The sequence below is a fragment of the Pseudonocardia sp. Cha107L01 genome (assembly GCF_052566575.1).
This window is the reverse complement of the sequence record NZ_CP199579.1, coordinates 3,753,106-3,775,006: the sequence shown is the minus strand read 5'-3', so window position 1 is coordinate 3,775,006 and position 21,901 is coordinate 3,753,106. Positions and strand designations below refer to the sequence as shown.

General features: G+C 69.9%; 22 protein-coding genes. 14 read left to right on the top strand and 8 right to left on the bottom strand.

Going from position 1 to position 21,901, the window contains the following annotated elements; genetic code table 11:
• Nucleotides 1-36: 36 nt before the first annotated feature.
• The 3 genes from ACTXG6_RS17920 to ACTXG6_RS17910 all read right to left on the bottom strand — a co-directional run bounded on the left by ACTXG6_RS17920 (nucleotide 37) and on the right by ACTXG6_RS17910 (nucleotide 2,702).
• Complete coding sequence (locus ACTXG6_RS17920) at nucleotides 37-1,350, bottom strand: sensor histidine kinase (protein WP_445188949.1); 1,314 nt, start codon at nucleotides 1,348-1,350, stop codon at nucleotides 37-39.
• Entirely contained in the window at nucleotides 1,347-2,024 is a 678-nt protein-coding gene (locus ACTXG6_RS17915; RefSeq protein WP_445188948.1) for a response regulator transcription factor, read from the bottom strand. The genes ACTXG6_RS17920 and ACTXG6_RS17915 overlap by 4 nt, the downstream gene beginning before the upstream one ends.
• A gap of 69 nt (nucleotides 2,025-2,093) precedes the next feature.
• Complete coding sequence (locus ACTXG6_RS17910) at nucleotides 2,094-2,702, bottom strand: DUF2231 domain-containing protein (protein ID WP_445188947.1); 609 nt, start codon at nucleotides 2,700-2,702, stop codon at nucleotides 2,094-2,096.
• A 303-nt stretch (nucleotides 2,703-3,005) separates the two neighbouring features.
• Between ACTXG6_RS17910 and ACTXG6_RS17905 the strand changes: the two genes are divergently transcribed.
• The 3 genes from ACTXG6_RS17905 (at nucleotide 3,006) to ACTXG6_RS17895 (ending at nucleotide 5,100) form a co-directional block, all read left to right on the top strand.
• A complete protein-coding gene (locus ACTXG6_RS17905) occupies nucleotides 3,006-3,623 on the top strand; it encodes a class I SAM-dependent methyltransferase (protein WP_445188946.1) in 618 nt (205 codons plus the stop codon).
• A gap of 119 nt (nucleotides 3,624-3,742) precedes the next feature.
• Nucleotides 3,743-3,949, top strand: coding sequence for an FAD-dependent oxidoreductase (locus ACTXG6_RS17900; protein ID WP_445190040.1), 207 nt, complete (start codon nucleotides 3,743-3,745; stop codon nucleotides 3,947-3,949).
• Nucleotides 3,946-5,100 carry an FAD-dependent monooxygenase gene (locus ACTXG6_RS17895; RefSeq protein ID WP_445190039.1) on the top strand — a complete coding sequence of 385 codons (1,155 nt, stop codon included), beginning with the start codon at nucleotides 3,946-3,948 and terminating at the stop codon, nucleotides 5,098-5,100. The genes ACTXG6_RS17900 and ACTXG6_RS17895 overlap by 4 nt, the downstream gene beginning before the upstream one ends.
• A gap of 93 nt (nucleotides 5,101-5,193) precedes the next feature.
• On the opposite strand, the gene ACTXG6_RS17890 is transcribed toward ACTXG6_RS17895, so the two are convergent.
• Nucleotides 5,194-5,772 (bottom strand): TetR/AcrR family transcriptional regulator, encoded by a 579-nt coding sequence (locus tag ACTXG6_RS17890; protein WP_445188945.1) that lies wholly within the window; start codon nucleotides 5,770-5,772, stop codon nucleotides 5,194-5,196.
• An 85-nt stretch (nucleotides 5,773-5,857) separates the two neighbouring features.
• On the opposite strand from ACTXG6_RS17890, the gene ACTXG6_RS17885 reads away from it, so the two are divergent.
• The 6 genes from ACTXG6_RS17885 to ACTXG6_RS17860 all read left to right on the top strand — a co-directional run bounded on the left by ACTXG6_RS17885 (nucleotide 5,858) and on the right by ACTXG6_RS17860 (nucleotide 10,255).
• The gene (locus tag ACTXG6_RS17885) at nucleotides 5,858-6,739 is read left to right on the top strand and encodes an SDR family oxidoreductase (protein ID WP_445188944.1); all 882 of its coding nucleotides are present in this window, start codon (nucleotides 5,858-5,860) and stop codon (nucleotides 6,737-6,739) included.
• Nucleotides 6,740-6,876: 137 nt separating this feature from the next.
• Nucleotides 6,877-7,065 carry a hypothetical protein gene (locus ACTXG6_RS17880; RefSeq protein ID WP_445188943.1) on the top strand — a complete coding sequence of 63 codons (189 nt, stop codon included), beginning with the start codon at nucleotides 6,877-6,879 and terminating at the stop codon, nucleotides 7,063-7,065.
• 98 nt (nucleotides 7,066-7,163) lie between these two features.
• Nucleotides 7,164-7,649, top strand: coding sequence for an SRPBCC family protein (locus ACTXG6_RS17875; protein ID WP_445188942.1), 486 nt, complete (start codon nucleotides 7,164-7,166; stop codon nucleotides 7,647-7,649).
• A gap of 110 nt (nucleotides 7,650-7,759) precedes the next feature.
• Entirely contained in the window at nucleotides 7,760-8,581 is an 822-nt protein-coding gene (gene map / locus ACTXG6_RS17870) for a type I methionyl aminopeptidase (RefSeq protein ID WP_445190038.1), read from the top strand.
• 183 nt (nucleotides 8,582-8,764) lie between these two features.
• A complete protein-coding gene (locus tag ACTXG6_RS17865) occupies nucleotides 8,765-8,947 on the top strand; it encodes a hypothetical protein (protein WP_445188941.1) in 183 nt (60 codons plus the stop codon).
• Between the two features lie 339 nt (nucleotides 8,948-9,286).
• On the top strand, nucleotides 9,287-10,255 hold the full coding sequence (locus ACTXG6_RS17860) for a COG4705 family protein (RefSeq protein WP_445188940.1): 969 nt from the start codon (nucleotides 9,287-9,289) through the stop codon (nucleotides 10,253-10,255).
• Between the two features lie 53 nt (nucleotides 10,256-10,308).
• Here the strand turns inward: ACTXG6_RS17860 and ACTXG6_RS17855 are convergent, their stop codons facing one another.
• Complete coding sequence (locus ACTXG6_RS17855; protein WP_445188939.1) at nucleotides 10,309-10,566, bottom strand: hypothetical protein; 258 nt, start codon at nucleotides 10,564-10,566, stop codon at nucleotides 10,309-10,311.
• Entirely contained in the window at nucleotides 10,566-11,222 is a 657-nt protein-coding gene (locus ACTXG6_RS17850; RefSeq protein WP_445188938.1) for a DUF4383 domain-containing protein, read from the bottom strand. Before ACTXG6_RS17850 ends, ACTXG6_RS17855 begins: the two co-directional genes overlap by 1 nt.
• Nucleotides 11,223-11,950: 728 nt before the next feature.
• Between ACTXG6_RS17850 and ACTXG6_RS17845 the strand changes: the two genes are divergently transcribed.
• The 3 genes from ACTXG6_RS17845 to ACTXG6_RS17835 all read left to right on the top strand — a co-directional run bounded on the left by ACTXG6_RS17845 (nucleotide 11,951) and on the right by ACTXG6_RS17835 (nucleotide 15,330).
• Nucleotides 11,951-13,756 (top strand): hypothetical protein, encoded by a 1,806-nt coding sequence (locus ACTXG6_RS17845; protein ID WP_445188937.1) that lies wholly within the window; start codon nucleotides 11,951-11,953, stop codon nucleotides 13,754-13,756.
• A 524-nt stretch (nucleotides 13,757-14,280) separates the two neighbouring features.
• Nucleotides 14,281-14,892 (top strand): isopentenyl-diphosphate Delta-isomerase, encoded by a 612-nt coding sequence (gene idi / locus ACTXG6_RS17840; protein ID WP_445188936.1) that lies wholly within the window; start codon nucleotides 14,281-14,283, stop codon nucleotides 14,890-14,892.
• A gap of 114 nt (nucleotides 14,893-15,006) precedes the next feature.
• Nucleotides 15,007-15,330 carry a hypothetical protein gene (locus ACTXG6_RS17835; RefSeq protein ID WP_445188935.1) on the top strand — a complete coding sequence of 108 codons (324 nt, stop codon included), beginning with the start codon at nucleotides 15,007-15,009 and terminating at the stop codon, nucleotides 15,328-15,330.
• Nucleotides 15,331-15,345: 15 nt separating this feature from the next.
• Here ACTXG6_RS17835 and ACTXG6_RS17830 read toward each other — a convergent pair whose 3' ends face one another.
• Nucleotides 15,346-15,861 (bottom strand): TetR/AcrR family transcriptional regulator, encoded by a 516-nt coding sequence (locus ACTXG6_RS17830; protein ID WP_445188934.1) that lies wholly within the window; start codon nucleotides 15,859-15,861, stop codon nucleotides 15,346-15,348.
• A gap of 339 nt (nucleotides 15,862-16,200) precedes the next feature.
• On the opposite strand from ACTXG6_RS17830, the gene ACTXG6_RS17825 reads away from it, so the two are divergent.
• Together ACTXG6_RS17825 and helR are read left to right on the top strand one after the other, a co-directional pair.
• Nucleotides 16,201-17,694: an FAD-dependent monooxygenase gene (locus ACTXG6_RS17825; RefSeq protein WP_445190037.1), complete on the top strand. Its 1,494-nt coding sequence runs from the start codon at nucleotides 16,201-16,203 to the stop codon at nucleotides 17,692-17,694.
• A 206-nt stretch (nucleotides 17,695-17,900) separates the two neighbouring features.
• The gene (gene helR, locus ACTXG6_RS17820) at nucleotides 17,901-20,171 is read left to right on the top strand and encodes an RNA polymerase recycling motor ATPase HelR (protein WP_445188933.1); all 2,271 of its coding nucleotides are present in this window, start codon (nucleotides 17,901-17,903) and stop codon (nucleotides 20,169-20,171) included.
• Between the two features lie 243 nt (nucleotides 20,172-20,414).
• Here the strand turns inward: helR and ACTXG6_RS17815 are convergent, their stop codons facing one another.
• Nucleotides 20,415-21,899, bottom strand: coding sequence for a potassium/proton antiporter (locus ACTXG6_RS17815; RefSeq protein WP_445188932.1), 1,485 nt, complete (start codon nucleotides 21,897-21,899; stop codon nucleotides 20,415-20,417).
• Nucleotides 21,900-21,901 lie beyond the last annotated feature (2 nt).

The following is a 21,901-nucleotide window of genomic DNA, read 5'->3' as shown; positions in this document are numbered from 1 at the left end:
CACGTCCGCCGGGGCAACGCCACGCGACGCGGTCGGCTACTCGCCGCTTCCGGCCCGCTGAGCGGGAGTGGCCGCGGGAGTGGCCGGGAGAGTGGTCGAGGGAGTGGCCGGCAGAGTTATCCGGATGAGCGTGCCGTCATCGACCGCGACCGCGGCCACGGTGCCGTGATGGCGGGATACGATGTCGTTCACCAACGCGAGACCGAGTCCGTAGTGCCGGCGCCCGTCGGTCTCGGTCGCCGGTCCGGACGCGAACCGCCGGAAGTGCAGCGGCTGGACGCCGACCTCGAGGCCGGGGCCGTCGTCCCGCACGTCGACGATCGCGCTTCGCCCCGCAACGCTCGCACACAGCGAGACGGAGCCGGCAGCGTGGCGGATGGCATTGTCGGCGAGCGCGGTGATCGCCCTTCGTAACGCCACGGCTGATCCGAGCACCTGGACGGCGGACCCGGGGGCCGAGGAGATGTCGACGCCCTGCTCGTGCGCATAGCTGGCCGCCGACCCGGCAACCTGCGCGGTGAGCTCGACGAGGTCCACCGCGGTGGGCGGTTCGCTGCGCTGGTCGACGGAGAGCAGGAGGTCCTCCAGGATGGCGTTGAGCCGGCGCGAGTCCTCGACCAGTCCGTCGATCTCCCTCGGCAGAGTGGCGTCGGTCAGTCCGCTGCGGAGTCTCCGTTGGATCAGCTGGGCCCGGGTGTGCAGCAGGGTGACCGGTGTCCGCAGTTCGTGGCTGGCGTCCGCGACGAAGTTGCGCTGCAGGGCCAACGCGGTGGCGAGTGGGCGAACGGCACGCCGGCCGACCCAGATACCGGCGAGCCCGGCCAGGAGCAGCCCGAGCCCACCGAGCACAAGCAGCGTCCGCAGCACCGACCCCGACTGAGCCCGGTCCGAGGCCAGATCCAGTATCGCCTGCACAACCACTCCGTGCACGGCCTCGGTGCGCACCCGGAACCGGGCGCCGTCCAGGCGGACATCACGGACATCGACGCCGCCGGTCCGGGAGACGAGGTCGAGCGCGGCGCGATCCGGTAACCCCGGCGGCATGCCCCTGGTGACCGCCGTGCCCTGACCGGATCGGATCGCGAGCCACATCCCGGACGGCGGGTCACCGACGTCATCGGCGCGCGCCACGGTGTCGGCGAGCAGGGTCGACGCCGCCGCTCGCTGGTCGCGCAGTAGTACTAAGAGGACCGCGACGGTCAACACCGCCGCGACGACGGCCACGGCGAGCGCCACGATGCTCCCCATCCGCAGGGCCGCGCGCCGGACGAGCAACTGATCAGGGTGCAGGGTGGCGAACTCCCCTCGCGCCGGCAGACGCCGGGCGAAGACCAGGAGCCGCGACCTCACGGCCGACCGAGTTGGTAGCCACGGCCGCGCACGGTGGCGACGATCCGCCGCCCGAGCTTGCGCCGTAGGTAGTGCACGTACGTGTCGACCACTACCTCGCTCGCCGCGTCCTCGAACACGATGGCAAGGAGATCCCGGCGCGGGTAGACCTGGCCGGGCCTGCTCGCCAGGGTGGCCAACAGTGCGCACTCCCGCTCGGACAGCCGCACCGGCTCGCGGTCGTCGGCGTGCACCAGCCGGGTGTCCAGGTCGAGCCACCCGTCATTGAGCGGCAACGAGCGCGCGACGTCCAGATGACGCCGACGCAGGGCCCGCAACCGGGCGAGGAACTCGTCGATGTCGAACGGCTTGGCCAGGTAGTCCTCGGCGCCCGCGTCCAGCCCCTCGACCCGGTGGGCCGGGTTGCCCAGCGCGGACAGCACCAGGACCGGGGTGGTCACGCCGCGGCGGCGCAGCCGGGTGAGCAGGTCCAGCCCGTCCAGCGCAGGCAGCCGCCGGTCCAGGGTGATCACGTCGTAGGTCCGGGCCAGCGCGAGGTGCAGACCCCGCTGGCCGTCAGCCGCCTCGTCGACCTGGTAACCCTCACCGGTGAGCAGTTCGCACAACATCCGCCGCAGCTCCGAGTCGTCCTCGACCAGCAGCAGCCGTACGGGTGTCGCTTCGTCCGGGGGCACGCTCCCATGGTCTCGCAGGAGCGCGAACCGGTGCACGGGCGGCCGAGGCTGACCCTCTCAGCCGACTGCTCAACGGTTCGGGGCGGCCGGCACCTTGGTGTGCGGCAGGGGTTGGGCGCTGAACTGTCCGGTCCAGGCGGCCTGTGCACCGGAGTCCCCGATCCGGTACACCGTGACCATCGACCCCACCGCCACGGCCACGGCCACCACAGCCACCGCGATGCCGGTCAACTGTTCGCGCCGGCCCGGGCGCTGGTGCTGGTGCTGGTGCGGGTCCCTGATCTCCACGTTCGCCGGCTCACCACCGGCCGAAGCGCGCCTGGCCAGCCGCCGACTCCTTACCAGCACCAGCACAGCGACCAGGGCGAGGGCGATCGCCCACGGCAGCATCGTGTCCCCCAGTTCGGTGTGCACGCGCAGCAAGGGGGTACGGGGCAGCCGCTGCTCCAACCAGTCGCCGGCCGCGGTGGTGATCGGGACGGCGATGAGCGCGAGCACCGCAAGCACCGCGGTCAGCACGTCCAGCCGCCGCCGGGCCGAGGGCCACACCGCCACGAGCACCAGGAGCACCGCGCTGAGCGGGATCAGAACCACCACCACATGCACCAGCAACACGTGCGCGGGCAGACCATTGATCGTCGTCATGAACGCCTTCCACCAGCCAACCGAACCGGGCACCGGCACCTACGTCCCTCGCCCGGGGCGACCGGACGATCGCACCAGCCCAGACTCTCAGCGGATCTTGGGAGATTTCTTGGACGCCGCGGCTGGGCCGGCCCGAACATCAACCGGGTCGCCAGGAACTCTCCACCGGCTGGGACCTGATCCCCGGCGCCCGTGGCTGCACGCCGCATAGCATCCCCGCGGCGAGCACGGCAGCGTGAGGGGAAGCGACACATGGCTGACGAGGTTGACCTCGGCGACGCGGCATTTCTGACTCGGGACTGGGACGCCGAGAGCGCTCGCCTGGCTGCCCGAGCTGTGCAGGCCGGTGAGCCCACCGCTTGGTTCGAGACATTGTACGCCGGAGGTCGGCGCGGCGAGATCAACATGCCCTGGGACCGCGCCCAGCCGCTGCCCTTGCTCCGCGACTGGCTGCAGGCGCAAGGTCCGGGCGCCGAGCGGGCCGCGATAGTCGTGGGGTGCGGCCTCGGCGTTGACGCGCAGTTCGTCGCTGCCCAGGGTTTTCGCACCACTGCGTTTGACATCTCCGACACCGCGATCCGCACTGCCCAGGAGCGCTACCCGGACTCACCGGTGGACTACCGCACCGCCGACATGCTGCACCTGCCACCTGAGTGGCAGCAGGCATTCGACCTGGTAGTGGAGATCATCAACATCCAAGCGCTACCGGTCAGCTTGCGCGATCAAGCCATCGCCGCTGTGGCGAACCTGGTCACTGCGGGCGGCACCCTGCTGGCCATTGAAAACATGCGCCAGGACCGCGATCCGCTGCCCAACCGGCCACCATGGCCGTTCTCCCGAGACGAGATCGAATCGTTCGCCAACCACGGCCTGCACCCGATCTCCATCGAACGCCCCGAGGACACTGCACGACCACCACGATGGCGAGCCGAGTTCACCCGCCCTATCTCATAGACATATCGAGCGGGACGACCGATATCTGACAGCTCCGCCGGTCGACGATGATCTCCCAGGTGTCTCATGGACGCGGGTTCTGAACGGGTGGGGCTGGCCAGCTACTACCGTGCGCAGCTGTGTCCACGAGCCACGAAACGCCGCGAGAGGACGGGGAGACCGACACCGACGTTCTCGTCGTCGGGGCCGGTCCGACCGGGTTGATGCTGGCCTTCGAGCTGGCCCTGGCCGGCGCGAGGACCATCGTGGTGGAGAAGGCCGAGCAGCCCAACCCCCAGTCTCGGGCCGGCGGCATCCAACCTCGCACCGCCTCGAGCGCCGGCTGACCGACCACGGCACGCTGGTCGAGCGCGGTCACGAGGTCGTCGCCGTCGCCCAGGACGAGCACGGTGTCGACATCACGACCGAGCGCCGCCGCTGGCGGGCCCGCTACCTGGTCGCCTGCGACGGCGCGCACTCCACCGTGCGTCGCCTGTGCGACATCCCGTTCCCCGGGCACCCCGCCACCAGCCGGTCCACCGTGGTCGACCTGGAGCTCACCGGGGCCACCCCCGCTCCGGGCCTGCACTTTTCTGACTACCTACACCACGCCGGCGACCGCTCGACGCTGCTGCACCCGCTCGAGGGCGGCCGGTTCCGCATGGTGTTCGGGCGCACCACCGCCGACCTCGACGAGACCGGCGGCGGCCCGGTGACCCACGACGAGGTCTCCGACGCGTTGCGGGCCACCCACGGCGACCGGGTGCACGTGCGCGCGGTGTTGGCCGGGTCCCGGTTCACCGACGCCACCCGCCAGGTCGAGCAGTACCGCCACGGCCGGATCCTGCTCGCCGGCGACGCCGCGCACATCCACTCCCCCCACGGCGGCCAAGGAGTCAACCTCGGTATCCAGGACGCGGTCAACCTCGGCTGGAAACTGGCCACCCACCTGCGCGGCGACGCCCCCGCCGGGCTGCTCGACAGCTACCACGCCGAACGACACCCGGCCGCCGCCCATGTCCTGCAACTGACCCTGGCCCAGCGGGCAATCATGAACCCCGTCGCACCCGAGTCGAGCGCCCTGCGCGAACTCATGCTCGACCTCGCCCGACTCCCCGACGTCGTCGCGCGGCTATCTGGGCTGATGTCCGGGCTGGCCCTGCGCTACCGGCTACCCGGACCCGAGCACCCGCTGCTGGGCGTCCGGGCACCCGAGACCACCCTCGCCACCGACGCCGGCCCGCGACGGCTGGCCGAACTATTGCACCCCGGACGCGCGATCGCCCTCCTGCTCGCCGACCTGCCTCGGCCCGAGCTGCCCGACAGCCCGCACGCCCCCCTCATCATCCAAGCCGACCCGACACCCGAGCTCCCCGCCGGCGCCGTCCTCGTACGCCCCGACGGTTACATCGGCTGGGCCGGCGACGACACCACCGGCCTGACCGAGGCACTCGCCACCTGGATTACCAATCGAACACCCACCCGCCGCAGCGCCTGACCCGTACACCGAGCCGGGCATAGTCCCCTCCCGCGCGGTCCCCTCCCGCGCGAAACCCACTGTCATGCCGATGAGCGGGTGAGCTCTGTGTGGTCAGCCCAGCGTCGTGCTCGCTGCCCGCAGTTCGTCCAGCGCCGCGGCGGTGTACCGCGCAAGCTCGTCCTTGGGGTCACGCTCGCCCTTGGACCACTCGGCGTAGCCTCGCTTGAACGCGAGGACACCCATCTCGCCCGCGAGATGTGCGGTCGGGTCGGGCACGCCGCGGGCAACGAGGGCAGTTGTCATGGCGGCCGCGAGGCCGACGCTCTTGAGGGCGTCACGCTCCTGGAGTTCGGCGCTGGTGGCCACGGCCGCCTTCAGACGGGGGCCAAGCTCGCGGTTCATCGGGCCCATCGCGCTCGATGCGCGCTCGAGACCGGCAGCGACCGCCTCGAGCGGGCTAGCGCCCTCCGGTGCCTCGGCGATGCCCTCGGCCAGCAGCCGGCTCAGCGTCTCCTGTCCGGCCACCAGTAGCTCGCGCTTATCAGGAAAGTGCCGGAAGAAGGTGCTTTTCGTGACCCCGGCGCGCTCGGCGATCTGCGCGACCGTCGTGGCGTCGTACCCCTGCTCGGTGAACAGATCGACGGCAGCTACGACGAGCCGTTCGCGCGCCCCTGGTTCCCAGCGAGCCATCAGTCCATCATAGGTGATGGGACCTATGTCCTATCACTCTGGTAATGTCATGGGACAAGAGTCCCATCACTTCCAGGAGAGTTGCATGCGCGTCTTCGTCACCGGTGGCACCGGCCTGATCGGCTCCGCCGTCGTCGCCGAGCTCCTCGGCAACGGCCACACCGTCCTCGCGCTCGCCCGCTCCGACGCGTCCACGCTGGCCGTCGAGGCGGCCGGCGCCGAGTCCCTCCGGGGAGGTCTCGCCGACCTGGACACTCTCCGCGCCGGCACTGCCCAGGCCGACGGAGTGATCCACTTGGCATTCGGCAACGACTTCAGCAGCGCCGACGCGCTCGCGCGGGGGGTCGCCGAGGAGAGTGCCGCCATCGCGACCCTGAGCGAGGCGCTCGTCGGCAGCGACCGCCCCTTCGTCACGGTCTCGGGTACGCCGTACGTGCCGGGCCGCGTCTCCACCGAGACCGACCCGCCGTCGACCGACGGGCCGGTGGGCGGTCGCGGGCGCGCGGTCATGGCTGCGCTGGGCCTGGCCTCGCGCGGGGTCCGGAGCACGGCCGTGCGCATGCCGCGCACGGTCCACAACGGGGGCAAGGGCGGATTCGCCGGCATGCTGACCGACATCGCGCGCCGAACCAGCGTGTCCGGCTACCCGGGCGACGGCGCCCAGCGCTGGCCGGCGGTGCACGTCGTCGACGCGGCCGTCCTCTTCCGACTGGCCCTGGAGCTGGCACCGGCCGGGACCTCCTGGCACGCCGTGGCCGACGAGGGCGACGCCGTCCGTGACATCGCAGCGGTCATCGGCCAGCGACTGAGGCTGCCGGTCGAGGCGGTGGCACAGGAAACCTACGGCACCCTCGGCCCGATCTTCGCGATCGACCAGCCCTCATCCAGCACCCACACCCGAGAGGTGCTCGGCTGGAAGCCGACGCACCCGAGCCTTCTCGAGGACCTGCAGAACATCCAACCCTGACACGAAACCGGGAAGACCGGGCCAACCCGAGGGTTGCTCAGCAGCTACCGCTGCCATCCGAGCTGCATCCCTTGTACCCGCCGGGACTGCCGGCGGGGCCGCCGACGGTGTTGCCGTGACCGACAGCGTGGGCAGCCGTGCGGATCCGGGGCCCGGCGGGCGATGACCTCGCTGGTCAGGGGCAAAAACGGGTTTTACAGAGCTGGAACGCCCACCGCCGCGGCACGCCGGACTGCCCTTACCGGGAGGTGATGGAGCTCGCGCCGACCGACGCCGAGCGCTGCTACCTGGCGGAACGTCTCGGTGAGCTCGACCTGGCGACCTGACCGAAAAGAAGTCCGCGGCCGATGTCGAACCGGGCCGGCGCCGTTCGTCGGTGGTCAACCGGGTTCCCCGGACAACCGGATCGCCAACGGAGGCAGCCATGACCGAGCACGGCTACACCACGTCCTTCACCGTCGCCAACCCGCCGGCCGAGGTCTTCGCGGCAGTGAACGACCCGAGGGCCTGGTGGATGACCGACATCCAGGGCGCCACCATGCAGGTCGGTGACGAGTTCTCCTTCGAGGTCCCCGGCGTGCACTACTCGAAGCTGCGAGTGACCGAGATGGTCCCCGACGAGCTGGTCGTGTGGCGGGTCATCGAGGGCCGCGTCCAGTTCGTCGCGGACCCGGACGAGTGGACCGGTACCGAGATCCGGTTCGAGCTCTCGGAGCACGACAGCGCGACCACGCTCCGGTTCACCCACGTGGGTCTGCATCCCGACCACGAGTGCTACGAGGCCTGCTCGGGCGCCTGGAGCCTGTACGCGGGCGACAGCCTGCGCACCCTGCTCACCACCGGGACCGGGATGCCCAACTCCAACCCCGACGAGGCGCGCTTCCAGGAGGCGACGGGCGACAGCGCCTGAGCCGGGCCCGGGTGGACGGCACGTTCCGCGCCGACTCAGGCCAGGAACGTGCCGCACCATACCTGTGATAGTAATACCGGTATTATTATCCCAGATGTGGAGGCGTGACAGTGATTGAGCTCAAGACCACCGGTGAGATCGAGCGAATGCACGTCGCCGGACGGTTCGTCGCCCACGTGCTGACCGAGCTGGCCGGGCGCGCCGAAGTAGGGGTCAACCTGCTCGACCTGGAACACCACGCCCGCCACCTGCTCGAAGAACGCGGTGCCGAATCCTGCTACTGGGACTACTCCCCGTCCTTCGGCCGCGGCCCGTTCCGCAACGTCATCTGCCTCTCGGTCAACGACGCGGTCCTGCACGGGCTCCCGCACGACTACACCCTGCGCGACGGCGATGTCCTGAGCATGGACCTGGCGTTGGGCATCAACGGCTGGGTGGCCGACTCCGCACTCACTATCATCGTGGGCACCCCGGCCGAGGAGGACGTACAGCTCGTCCGAGCCAGCCAGGAAGCCCTCGAAGCCGCCATCGCCGCTGCGCAGCCGGGCAACCGTCTCGGTGACATTTCCGCCGCGATCGGCGCCGCCGCCGCGCGGCACGGCTACCCGATCAACCTCGAGTTCGGTGGCCACGGGCTCGGGCGGACCATGCACGAGGATCCCCACGTATCCAACGACGGCCGTCCCGGGCGCGGCCTGCTCCTACGCCCCGGCCTGACGCTCGCGCTCGAACCCTGGTTCGCCCGCACCACGAACCGGGTCGTCTACGACGCGGACGGCTGGACGATCCGCTCGGCCGACGGCTCCCGCACCACCCACTCAGAGCACACGATCGCGATCACCGAGGACGGGCCGCTCGTGATCACCCGCAGGGCTGAGGAACTAACGGGCGCCGTGCAAATCCGTCACCAGCTCACGCACAAGCCCGACTAGACCACGGAGCGTCGTCCTCTCCCATTCGAGGTGACCGGTCCCGACCCGGCGAGGCCGCTGAGCAAAGGCGCGTCAACACCACCGAATCGGCGCTGTTCAGCGCTGCTTGAGTGGTACCACAATGCGCGCGGGGAGCCGAAGCCGCGCGTCCCGCGCCCTCGCCCTCTCCGGGGAGGCCGGGCCATGGACGACACCTACTGCCTGTTCGTCACGGTCTCGTGCATGCTCACCCTGATTCTGCCCAGCGCGGCACAACCACTGTTCGCTCTGATGACATTCGGCCTCGCGGTCGCCGCGCTGACCTGTACCGAGCCGACCCGCCCGACGAGCCGGCCACGCCGCCCGGGCGGCGTGCCCGGGGCGTAACTCCGTCCCGTTGCGGTCCCGGGATCGGACAGGGGCCCCGCAGATACCCGACCCTGGGTTAGCCGTTGGTTAACTAACGGTATGCGCATGGCAAAAAGAATGATTTATCGCTGCGCACACCCGCTTTCCGGGTAATTCCCTCAACCCGGTGCGCGAAACTGATGGGACTGGTGGGGTTCGCCGCGGAACCAAAAGCGAGGTCGGTATTCTCGCGGCCAGGCTCGAGGCCTTGACTCACAAAGACTCACAAATCGAGAGCAACCAGGGCCGCTGGACCGGTCAGGTCATCGAGCGCTGCGCATCCGCCTCTCGCGCGGCATCAACCTCGATTGGAGAACCATGTCCGCAACGGTGCCCGGGCCGGCCGGTCCGGAGGTTCCGGCCCGCTATGTGCTGCGCAAGCTCCCCCATGTGACCTTGTTGTTCTGGATCTTGAAAATCATCGCGGTGACCTTGGGCGAAACCGCCGGAGACCTGTTCGGGATCACCCTCCAGGTCGGCTACGTCACCACCGCGCTGATCTTTCTGGTGTTCTTCCTGGTCGTCGTGGTGGCTCAGGTCAGGGCCAAGCGCTTCCATTCGGCCCTCTTCTGGGCGGTGGTCCTGGGCACCAGCATGGTGGGGACGGAGATCTCGGACCTCTCCAACCGCGGGTTCGGTCACGGCAGCGCCCAGAACGGGATCGGCTACGCGTGGGGCGCGGTCCTGCTCACCAGCCTCCTGGTGATCGTCTTTCTCGTGTGGTGGCGCACCGGGCAGACCTACGACGTGGAGAACATCGCCAGCCGCAAGGGCGAGATCCTCTACTGGGTCGCGATCCTGGTCTCGAACACCCTGGGCACCTCCAGCGGTGACTGGCTGTCCGACGACACCGGCCTGGGGTTCCGCAACGCCTTCTTCATCATCGCCGGCGTCATGGTGGCGATCGTGGCCGCGCACTACCTGACCAACATCAACGGCACGCTCTTGTTCTGGGTGGCGTTCGTCCTGACCCGCCCGTTGGGTGCGGCCGGCGGTGACTCGCTGACCAAACCGACCGACGAGGGCGGGCTCGGTTGGGGCACGTTGTGGGGCTCGGTCGCACTGCTGGCGCTGCTGATCGTGCTGATCGTTTACCAGGTCGTCCAGCTTCGCCGACACCCGCTCGAGCCCCTGCCCTACCCGCTCAACCGGCTCACCGGCGAGCCACAGCGGCCCAACGGGGCGGTCCTCGCCGCCGCGCCGCACTCGAGCGGGAGCACCAGCGGCGGGACCGACCCGGCGAACGCACCCGGATCACCGATCGGCGAACCCACCGAACGCGGGTGACGTCCGCACGCCGGCGGCGCGGCTGGAGCTGACCACGCGCAACGGGCGAAGGCTCAGAGGTTGTTTCTGGTGACCACGTGGGCGCGGGCCCAAGCCAGATCCGTTCGGGACCAGTGCGTGGGCACGAGCGCATCCGGCAGTGGGACCGCCACCGCGACGGTCCGCTCCCCGATCCCGGGCCTGATGAGGCGCAGCACTATCCGACTGCTGAGTACCCGCTCGACCCGCACCCACAGCGCTCCGGCCCGAAACGTGTCTCCGACCCAGGGATGTACGCGGGTGTCGCGCGCGACGGTGTTCGGCCGCGCCATCAGCGGGCCTCGCTGACCGGCCCGGCGGGCTCAGTTCCGGATCCCTGCTCGGGCGTCCGGGGGTGCCCGCTGTCCTGCCACGCTCGGTAGCGCTCGGGGAGGGGACGGTACCCGTGGACCACGGCGAGGCGCTCGAGCTGCTCGGCTGTCGCGTAGTGCAACGCATAGGCGCGCTCGGCCTCGGCGAGCTCCCCGGCCGCCGTCGCGTCGGGCATCCAGTCACGCTGCTGTTCGGCCGTCGAATCCCCCGGCGCGTCCCGATGGTAGGGGTTGTCCAGCGGGAGCCCACCGGTGATGCGGCCGTAGGAGCCCAGAATCAGCAGCACGGCACCGACGGCGAAGCTGAACACGATGTTCGCCGGCCGGAACGCGAGCAGGTTCATCCGGGTCCCGAGCACGAGGTTGTTCGCCATACCGGACAACAGGAACAGCACGCCCAACACGATCGACGTGGTGGACGCCGTCGGCCCCTTCGCCACGGCGGACACGAGCAGCACGAGTCCCACGATCAGCGAGATGGCTGCGAGCAGGCCGTTCGAGGACAACCCCAGCACCGTCGGGCCCTCGGTGGCCAGGAACGCCAGTCCCCGCAGGAAGCCGAGCGCACCGAAGCACATGAGGAAGACGCCGATCGCGGCAGCCCCGACTCGGTGCACGGTGTGCACCGGATGCGGCCCTGGTCTGGGATGCAGTATCCCCATGGTGACCTCCGGGGTCGCGGTCAGGCAGGACGCCCGGCCGCCCCGTGCCCCAGTATGGACCCGGGGCGGGAAGAAAGCGCCACTGAGCTGGGAAGAACCCCCGATGGTTACCTCTACCCTCCACGACACATGGGCGCGGCCGGAGAATCGACCTACGGCTTTGCCCTTGTGTCGTGGAGCACACCGGAGTAGACCTGAGGTACAGAACGCCGACAGGCCAAGGCCGGATCAGCAGAGAAGGTCCGTCCTCCCGGCTGGCGTTCCCAGCACGGGTAGCACCGGGCACCCACGCGAAGCTCCGCCGCGATAAGGCGAGCGCCGCGGGCCTGCGTCAGCACACGGTCCTCGTATGCCGACGCCGAGACCGAGCAACACGGCGCACTGTGCACGCATGGTAACCCGATCACTCGTGCGGCTTGGACGTCGCCCCAGCTGGTCAGCGGGGCGACGTCCACCCCTATTTATGGAGCCCCGCGCCTCGGTGATCGACGATCTCGGTGAGTCCGACGCCCGGTACATCGCCGCGTCATCGCGGTGCAACGCGGGCTCGAGGTGAGCGGGCGCGGGCTGCTGCTGGTGTCACTGTTCCCGCCGGCCTGGGTTGCCGGTACCGGGGGGACTTCGCGCCGACCGCGAAGGGATGGAAGCACTCGCACAACTACGTCCACCACACCTTCACCAACGTGCTCGGCAAGGACCGCGACCTCGGCTACGCGGTGATGCGGATCGACCCCGAGCAGCCGTGGAAGCCGATCTACCTGTTGCAGCCGATCTACGACATCGGTCTCGCGCTCGGGTTCGAGTACGGCATCGCGATCTACGAAATCGCGCTGGAGAAGGTCCCCGCCGGGACCAAGCCGTGGTCGGTGGCGAAGACCGAGCTCGCCGGACTGTGGCAGAAGGTATCCGGTCAGCTGGCCAAGGACTACCTTGCGTTCCCGTTGCTGTCCGGGCTGGCCTCCGGCGCGGAGACGTTCACCGAGGACCAGCTCGAGGGCGAGACCCGCGGGCAGTGGTACCTGCGCCGACTGCTCGGCTCGAGCAACCTCGACGGGCCGCCGTTGATGCACATCATTCGGCAACCTCAGCCACCAGATCGAGCACCACCTGTTCCCGACTGCTGCCCGATGACTACGTTGCCGCGGCAGACGCGTGGAACGCGTATTCGGATGTGTCGCCGGGCGAGCAGGCAGAGCTACGGTGGTGACATGGCGCTCGCGGATACCAGCTCGCCCGCTCCAGGCGGGGAGTTCTCCGTGACCCGCCGGGGCTACAACCCCGGCGAGGTCGATGAGTACGTGCGATATCTGGGAGCCCAGATTCTCATGCTCGCCGCCGATCGGGACGCCGTGGTCGAACACCGCGACGAACTGCTTCGCCGGGTCGAGCGGGAGAGCGCGGAGAAGGACCGGCTGCGCGATCAGCTGCACCGGCTGGTCGCGTCGCCGAATTCGGCCGAAGGGTTGAGCGGGCGGATGGGCGTGATGCTCGAGCTGGCCACGGAGGAGGTCACCCAGCTGCGCACATCGGCGCGGGAGGAAGCCCGCGCGGTCGTGGCGCAGGCCGAGATCGGCCGGCGCCGCAATGAGCAGCTACGCAAGCGGCTCGACTACGAACGCAACCAGCTCGCCGCCGACCAGGCACGGCTGCGGGCATTGCTGGCCCCGGCACACCAGGAGGCCGAGCGGATCAGCACGGATGCGGCGGCACGGGCCGAGGAACTCGTCGCGGCCGCACGCGGTCACGCGGAGCGCATCCGGTCGGAGGCATCGGCCGAGGTGGTACGACTGAGGGAACACAGCGAGGCGCAGCGCCACGAACTGAACACTCAGGCGGCCGACGAGCGCGCACGGATCGAGCGGGACTTCGCCGTTGAGATGGCGTCCCGCCGGGAGGAGACCGTCGCCGCTCTCGAGCGGACCGTGGCGATCCGTCGCGCCGACGCTGATCAGCTCCTGGCCGATGCTCGCGGGCAGGCTGGCCGCATCACCGCGCAGGCCCGCCACGTTGCGGCAGCGCTGGAGAGCGCGGCGGCTGACGATCGTGCTGAAGCCAACCGGCTGCTCGCCGATGCTCGCGGGCAGGCGGAGCGCATCACCGCGCAGTGCCAGGTCGACGCCGATCGGCTCCTGGCCGATGCCCGGACGCGCGCGGACCACACCACCACGCAGGCCCGGCGCACCGCCGCCGAGCTGACCCGCACGGGGCGGAAACGCGCCAGCGAGCTGCAGGAAACGGACTCGTGTACGCGGTCACGGCTCGCGGAGCTGCGTGGCGTGCTCGACCGCGAGATAGCTCGGCTGAGCGCGGCGCCGCCGGCCGCACCGAGCACACCCGAGATAGCTCGGCTGAGCGCGGCGCCGCCGGCCGCACCGAGCACACCTCGACCGGCCGACCCGGCCTCGTTCGTGCCACTCCCCCGACTACCTGATTCGCCGCGGTCCCGCCCGTCCGCCACGTCTACCTCACCGGCACCGGGAGCCCCCTAGGCACGCCCACCCCCAGCCGTGACTGCACCGACGGCACCCCTGGGCAGCTGGCCGCACAATTGAGGGAACCTGTTCCACTTTAGTAGGTAACGGAGCTCGCCCGGCGACGCTACGTTGAACAGGTCAGAGCGTCGCTCACCTCCATCGATAGGGGCAGGTCTCGTTGGGTACCTTGCCGCTCGTTGCCTGCTTAGCCGGGGCCTTGCTCGCCGGCGGAACAGCGGGCGGCGTCGTCCTCCTGAGGATGATTCGCAGCCGCGATCTGCACTGGGCGCTTGCCGAACTGACTCGACCCCACCCGTCCGCCCGCGACGACCTGTATGAGGCCGCCCGCGTGCACGGTTGCTCGCGCGTCTGAACCGAGTCTGACCGCCGCCGTCATATCGGCCAACGTTCACCCGCGCCGCGGTTGGCCTGTCGGCCGCCCCCGCCACCCGCCCCGGTTGGCCCCGTCCGGCGATCTTGGCAGTATTCGGTTGTGCTCAGCCCGGTCCGCAACCCTTCGTTCGCGGCAGGTGTGTGACATGGCCGTCTGTAATAGTGCCGACGAGAGAGTCGTACTGTGCGGACCCGACGGTGAGGTGGTCGGCACGCGACCCAAGAGATATGTACATCACGGTCACACTCCCCTACACCTGGCCTTCTCCTGTTACCTCTTCGACGAGGCGGGCCGATTTCTCCTCACGCGCCGCGCCTACACCAAGCACACCTGGCCGGGTGTCGTCACGAACAGTTGCTGCGGCCACCCCGCGCCCGACGAGCCGCTCGAGTCCGCAATCGAGCGGCGCACCCGCGAGGAGCTGGGGATCAGTCCGATCGACCTCACGCTGGTACTCCCGACTTTCTCCTACCGCGCCACCATGGCGGACGGCACGGTGGAGAACGAGCTGTGCCCCGTGTTCACCGCCCTGGCCAGTCCGACAACCCCGACCCCGAACCCGGACGAGGTCGACAGCGCCGAGTGGCTGCAGTGGACGACCTTCACCGCCGACATCCTCGCGGGCGAACGCCAGGTGTCGCCGTGGTGTGCGCTGCAGGTCGCCGAACTGGTCCTTCTCGGCCCCGATCCGCTCCGCTGGCCGGCCGCCGAAGCCAGCCAACTTCCAGCCGCCGCACCACGGACGGCGCGGCACTAGGTGTCCTGGACGGCTCTGAGGTCTGGCCGTGCGTGCGGGTCTGGGTTGAGAATGCGGGAGGAACTCACGGGCACCGGCGCCCTCAGTCACGGTCGCGGGAGCGAGGGCGGTCTGGTGGCCAGCGCGCGGGAGGTGCCGTTCTACGGCGCGGACGGCAGTCACCGGGTGACGCTGCCCGTGGAGGTGGACGCTGACGGTGTGCCGCCCAAGGCGGTCGAGCTGATCGGCTCGGATGAGACCGGCCGGCTGGTGCGGTGGCACTACGAGCTCGGGCGCCGGCCATCACGGCCCGACGGCGAGTGGGCTTACCTGGAAACCGCCAGGCGCCCCTACGACGGAGCGGTCACCGCCGTCGAAGACGCACAGGCGCGCCGCGACCTGGACTCGCTGCGCCGCCTGCTCGCGGCCGACGACTGGCCCCCGGACTACCTGGACTGACCGACAGGCAGCGCCTCAGCTCCGAACGGCCTGGATGGCCGTGTCCAGCAGGGTGCCCAGTGCCTTCGTTCCGCTGGATTTCACCCACATCCCGGTCGCCACCTCCAGGCAGGACAGCGCGGCCGAGACGATCGCGTGGGCGCGCAGTTCCCGAGTGGCCGCGGGCCCCTCGATGCGCTGAACAACGCGGGGCACGAGCAACTGCTCCCACTGAGCGTGCTTCTGTTGCGCGGCGGCCCGGAGCGCGGGGGTGGTCGCCAGCATGGTGGCCCTGGCCAGCGCCCTGCCGCCGTCGGTGTTGAGGGCGGCCAGGGGTTCGTCCAGTGCTCGACGCAATGCCTCCCAGGGCGACTCCTCGGCCGGCCGGGCCTCCAACGCGGCGGCCAGGTCGTGGCCGACGGGGAGCATGTCTCCCAGAACCATGTCTTCCTTGGTGGCGAAGTAGCGGAACACGCTGCGCCCGGACATGCCGACCGCGGCGGCGACCTGGTCGATGGTGGTCTCGTTGAATCCCTGCCGCAGGAACAGCACCGTCTATTTTGTCATTCACTGACAGACGATCAGATCAACGGCGGTCAGACGCAGCTGTAGACGACACGCGAGTTGGCCACGGCCAGTACCGCTGAATGGGGAGATCCGAGATGAAGGCCCTGAGTGCGGGGCACGCTGCTCCTGAGCGTGAGAAGGCGCCGAATAGCGGAAGGGCACCCGTCCCTTCCCATTCTCAACTTATAGCGCACCGGGGGGCTTGCGGCAAGCCCCGGGTCGTGCCGCAGAATTGCGCGCCGAAGCCAAGACCTGCGGAAATGGGAGTCGGATCGCACAACTGTGACGACAGTGAACTCGAACGCGATGGCCTGGGGGGATTTCATGATTGACGTGATCGTGGTCGGCGGCGGACCGACCGGCTTGATGCTGGCCAGCGAGTTGCGGCTGCACGGCGTGCGCGTGGTCGTGCTGGAGAAGGACACGGAGCCGACCAGGGTTGTCCGCTCGCTCGGCCTGCACGCGCGCAGCGTCGAGGTGATGGACCAGCGCGGTCTGCTGGAGCGGTTCCTCGCGCTCGGCAAGCAGTACCCGGTCGGTGGCTTCTTCGCCGGCATCACCAAGCCGTCGCCGGAGCGGCTGGACACCGCGCATCCGTACGTCCTCGGCATCCCGCAGCCCCTCACCGACCGCCTGCTGGCCGAGCACGCAGGAGAGGTCGGCGTCGAGATCCGGCGCGGCTGCGAACTGGTCGGGCTGAGCCAGGATGAGAACGGGGTGACCGTTGAGCTGGCCGAGAGTAGCGCCAGCGGAACGAGTATCGGCGCCGAGAGTAGCGCCAGCGGAACGAGTATCGGCACCGACGGGACCCGACTTCAGGCCCGCTACCTCGTCGGCTGCGACGGCGGCCGCAGCACGGTGCGCAAGCTGCTCGGCGTCGGTTTCCCCGGCGAGCCCACCCGGATCGAGACGCTGCTGGGCGAGATGCAGGTGGGCGAGCCGGCGGAGACGGTGGCCGCCGTGGTGGCCGAGGTACGCAAGACCCGGCTGTGGTTCGGCGCCGGGCCCATCGGGGACGGGGTGTTCCGCGTCGTCGTGCCCGCCGCCGGGCTGGCCGAGGACCGCACCGTCGCGCCGACCCTCGAGGAGGTCAAGCGGCAGCTGCGGGCGGTCGCCGGCACCGACTTCGGCGTGCACTCACCGCGCTGGCTGTCCCGCTTCGGCGACGCCACCCGGCAGGCCGAGCGCTACCGGGTCGGCCGGGTGCTGCTGGCCGGCGACGCGGCGCACATCCACCCGCCGGTCGGTGGGCAGGGGCTCAACCTCGGCATCCAGGACGCGTTCAACCTGGGCTGGAAGCTGGCCGCCGAAGTCGGCGGCTGGGCACCGGAGGGGCTGCTGGACAGCTACCACACCGAACGGCACCCGGTCGCCGCCGCCGTGCTGGACAACACCCGCGCGCAGACCGTGCTGATGTCCGTCGAGCCGGGTCCGGCGGCGGTGCGCCGGCTGGTGTCGGAGCTGATGGACTTCGAGGAGGTGAACCGCTACCTGACCGAGAAGATCATCGCGATCGGGATCCGCTACGACTTCGGCGACGAGCATCCACTCGTCGGCCGGCGGCTGCGGGACGTAGAGTTGAAGCGGGAGCGCCTCTACGGACTGATGCACGGTGGTCGCGGGTTGCTGCTCGACCAGACCGGCCGGCTCTCGGTGGCGGGGTGGGCGGATCGGGTCGACCACGTCGTCGACGTCAGTGAGGAGCTCGACGTGCCCGCGGTGCTGCTGCGGCCGGACGGTCACGTGGCCTGGGTCGGCGAAGATCAGACCGCTCTGCTCAGTCAGCTGCCGAGGTGGTTCGGCGCTGGCGCGAGCTGAGCGCGCGGTGTGCGGCCGAAAAGGCGGGCCGTTGTGATGGAATGCGCGACAACGTGCCCGGCGCGGGTATTCCGGGAAGCCCCGAACAGGGCGGCAACGCGCGAAGGGGCTTGACAAGAGGTGGACAATAAAAAGTCGGCGTGCACTCCATAAGCCAATGGAGAAACCGCCGAATCAAGACTCAGATTAAGCGCTGTGAGGGGCTTTTGTCAACTCAGGGTTACGAAGAGGAATTGCGGTCCGAGCGGATTTACGTGGCCGGGCTCTACGCGCGGCTCGACGCCGAGCGCGCACGGGTGGAGCGCGAGTACGTGGCGGCGTTGGGAGGAACGGGCGGGTCACCCATGGAACGGGACGTCCAGGTGCGCGCGTCGGCCAAGCAGGCGAAGCGGCTGCACGTCGCGGACAACGGGCTGTGTTTCGGCCGGCTGGACGCCGTTTCGGGCGAACGTTCGTACATCGGCCGGATCGGCATTTTCGACGAGGAGAACGACTACGACCCACTGTTGCTGGATTGGCGGGCACCGGCGTCGCGCGCCTTCTACGTCGCCACCGGCGCGAACCCGGAGAACATGCGCCGGCGCCGCCAGTTCCACACCCGAGGGCGCAAGGTGGTCGATTTCACCGACGAGGTGTTCGGCCGCCCGAACGGCGCCGCGGACGGTGACGTTCGGGGAGACACGGCACTGCTCGCGGCGGTGAACGCCCCGCGCGGTGACGGGATGCGCGACATCGTCATGACGATCCAGGCCGAGCAGGACGAGATCATCCGGCACGATCACCCGGGCGTGCTGGTGATCGAGGGTGGCCCGGGCACCGGGAAGACCGTGGTGGCGCTGCACCGCGTCGCGTACCTGCTCTACACCCAGCGGGAGCGGATCGAACGCCACGGTGTGCTCGTGGTCGGGCCCAACCCGGCGTTCCTGAACCACATCAGCCGCGTCCTGCCGTCGCTGGGCGAGTCCGACGTGGTGTTCATGACCACCGGGGACCTGGTGCCCGGCCTGCACGTCACCGCCGAGGACACCCCGGAGGCCGCGCGGCTCAAGGGCTCGCTGAAGATGCTCGACGTGCTCGCGGCGGCCGTCGCCCACCGGCAGCGGCTGCCGGAGGATCCGCTGCCGATCACCCTGGCAGGGGTGCCGTTGCAGATCGACGGCGAGATCTGCGAGTGGGCCAGGGAGGAGGCGCGCGCGAGCGGGCGGCCGCACAACGAGGCCCGCGCGGTGTTCATCGAGATCATCGCGTACGTGCTCACCGAGCGGGCGATATCCCGGATCGGCCAGGGCTGGCTCACCCGGGAGGACCGCGCGGAGTGGGAGCGCCTGCGGGGCGTGCTACTCAAAGAGCTCGCCGGCGACGACAGGTTCACCGCCGTCCTCGACGAACTCTGGCCGATCCTCACGCCGGAGGCGCTGCTGGGACCGCTGTACACGTCCCCGGAACGGTTGCGGGCGGCCGGTGCGGACCCGGCGTTGGCACGCGGCGACGGCACCGCCTGGACCGTGTCGGACGTGCCGCTGCTCGACGAACTGGTCGACCTGCTCGGTCGCGACAAGGCGGCCGACCAGGCCGCCCAGCGGGCCGCCGAGCAGGGGCGGAAGGCCGAGGCGGAGTACGCCGATGCTGCGCTGGACATGCTCGCCAGGCGCGAGGACTCGATGGACGACGAGGACCACCTGTTCGCCACGGACCTGCTCTACTCGCAGGACCTGGCCGACCGGTTCGTCGAGCACGACACCCGTGAGCTCGTCGAGCGTGCCGCCGCGGACCGGGACTGGACCTACCGGCACGTCGTGGTCGACGAGGCCCAGGAGCTGTCCGAGATGGACTGGCGGGTGCTGATGCGGCGCTGCCCGGCCAGGTCGTTCACGGTGGTCGGCGACCTCGCCCAACGCCGGTCGGCGGCCGGGGCAACATCGTGGGACACGATGCTGGAGCCGTACGTGCCCGGACGCTGGGTGTACCGGTCGCTGACGGTCAACTACCGCACGCCGGCGGAGATCATGACGGTCGCCGCCGCGCTGCTCGCCGAGTTCGCACCCGGGGTCCAGCCACCGGAGTCGGTCCGCGCGTGCGGCGTCCAGCCATGGTCCAGGCAGGTCACCGAGGACGACCTGGCCGCGGCCATCGAGGAGTTCGTGCGGGACGAAGCCGGCCGAGAGGGCACCAGCGTCGTGATCGGGCCAGCGGGAGGGGCGGCCGGGAGGACGAGCACAGTGCCGGGCGCGGTGCCGATTCTGCTGCCTTCGGAGACGAAGGGGCTGGAGTTCGACGCCGTCCTGGTCGTGGAACCGGAACGGATCATCGCCGACGGCCCACGCGGCGCGGCCGAACTCTACGTCGCCCTCACCCGCGCCACCCAACGCCTCGGCGTCCTGCACCGGGGCCCACTGCCGAAGGCCCTGACCGGACTTGTCGAAACCGGGAGACCCGCCGAGGCCGGGCAGCGCATGCCTTGTTCAGGGTCGTCCTAGCGATTCGGCGCGGCCGGCCCTGAGTCAGGGCCGGCCGCGAGCGGACCGTCTAGTGCCCTGCGTCCGAAGTCCTTGCCAGATATTCGGTGATCCAGATGGATGCATCGCAAGGCTCTGTCTTCCTCGGAGGGCCGATACCGTCGTTGTATCGGCCCCGACGACAACGCCGCGAGGCGCCATCTGGGCGCCGGAGATCGGCAAAAGACTTCGGACGCCGGGCACTAGGCCCGTGGGTTCGATGGCTCAGGGCCGGTTGTCGCCGCTGTGGCCGGTGAAGATCGAGCTGATGTCGGCTTCGCTCGAGGGGTCGGTCAGGACCAGGATTTCGTCGCCGGCCTGTAGCGCGGTGTCCGCGCGGACGGGTACTGAGCGTCCGTCGCGGACGATGAGGCTGATCCATATCTCGTCGCCGAGGTGCAGCTCACGGACGGATCGGCCGTCGGCGGGCGCGTCGGCGATGACCTGGTAGCGGCGGGCGCCCTCCGGCTGGTCCCGTAGCCGGATACCGAGTGACCAGGGTCGGGGTTCGACCCGCTCCATCGTGACCCCGCACCAGCGGGCGACGGTGGGCACCAGGCCGCCCTGGACGATGACGGAGAAGGCGACGACCATGAAGATGACCTCGTAGGCCAGGATGTTCTGTGGCGAGCCGGCGGCGAGGATGTAGGTGCCCAGCAGGATCGGCACCGCCCCCTTGAGCCCGGCCCAGAGCACGAACACCCTCTCCCCCGCTCGCAGGCGGGTAGCCAGCAGCAGCGGGCCGACCACCAGCGGCCGCACGACGAACGCCAGCAACAGCGCGAGGATCAGTCCGATCAGCCATGCCCTGGTGCTGAACAGATCCGACAGTGACACCGTGAGGCCGAGGACGACGAAGGCGATGATCTCGGCCAGGCTGGCCAGCGAGGTGTGGAATCGCTCGATCTCACGTTTGAACGGGGCGGCGATGTCGCCGATCATGATCCCGGCGACGAATACCGCGAGGAAGCCGGAGCCGTGTGCCACGGTCGCGGCGCCGTAGAGGCCGATCGCGATGGCGAGTGTCCGCAGGGGGTAGAGGCCCTCGCTGGGAAGCTGCAGCCGGCGCATCGCGATCGACAGCAGCTGCCCGCCGGCCAGGCCGACGGCAGCGCCGATCAGCATCTGCAGGGCGAACTCACCCAGCGCGGTTCCGAACTGGTGCCAGGCCGTGCCGGAGGCGGCGGTGAGCAGGCTGACGAGCAGAGCGATGCCGACCGGGTCGTTCGCGCCGGACTCGCCCTCGATGATGACACCGGCCCGGCCGCTGATCTCCTGGTTGCCGAGCACCGAGAACACCACCGCCGGGTCGGTGGGTGCCAGCGCCGTGCCGAGGAGCAGCGCCAGCGGCCAGCTGAACCCGAACAGGCTGTGCGCCAGGAACGCCATGGCACCCGTTGTCAGGAATGTGCCGAGCACGCCCACGCTCAGGATCGTGCCCAGCGCCACCCGGAGTTTGCGTGCCCCGATGTGCATCCCGCCGTCGAACAGGATGACGATCAACGCCACTGTGACGATCTGCTCGACGGTGCCGATCGCGAGCTTCTGCAGGGCCGGGATCAGGTCCGAGGCCGCCGCCGCTGCCACCATGAAGATCGCCGGGGCCGGGATCCGCAATCGCCCACTGATCCGGTTGGACAACAGCGCCAACGACACCACCGCGGCCGCCAGGAGCAGCGCCAGCCCGAACGGCTCGACATCGGTCAACACCG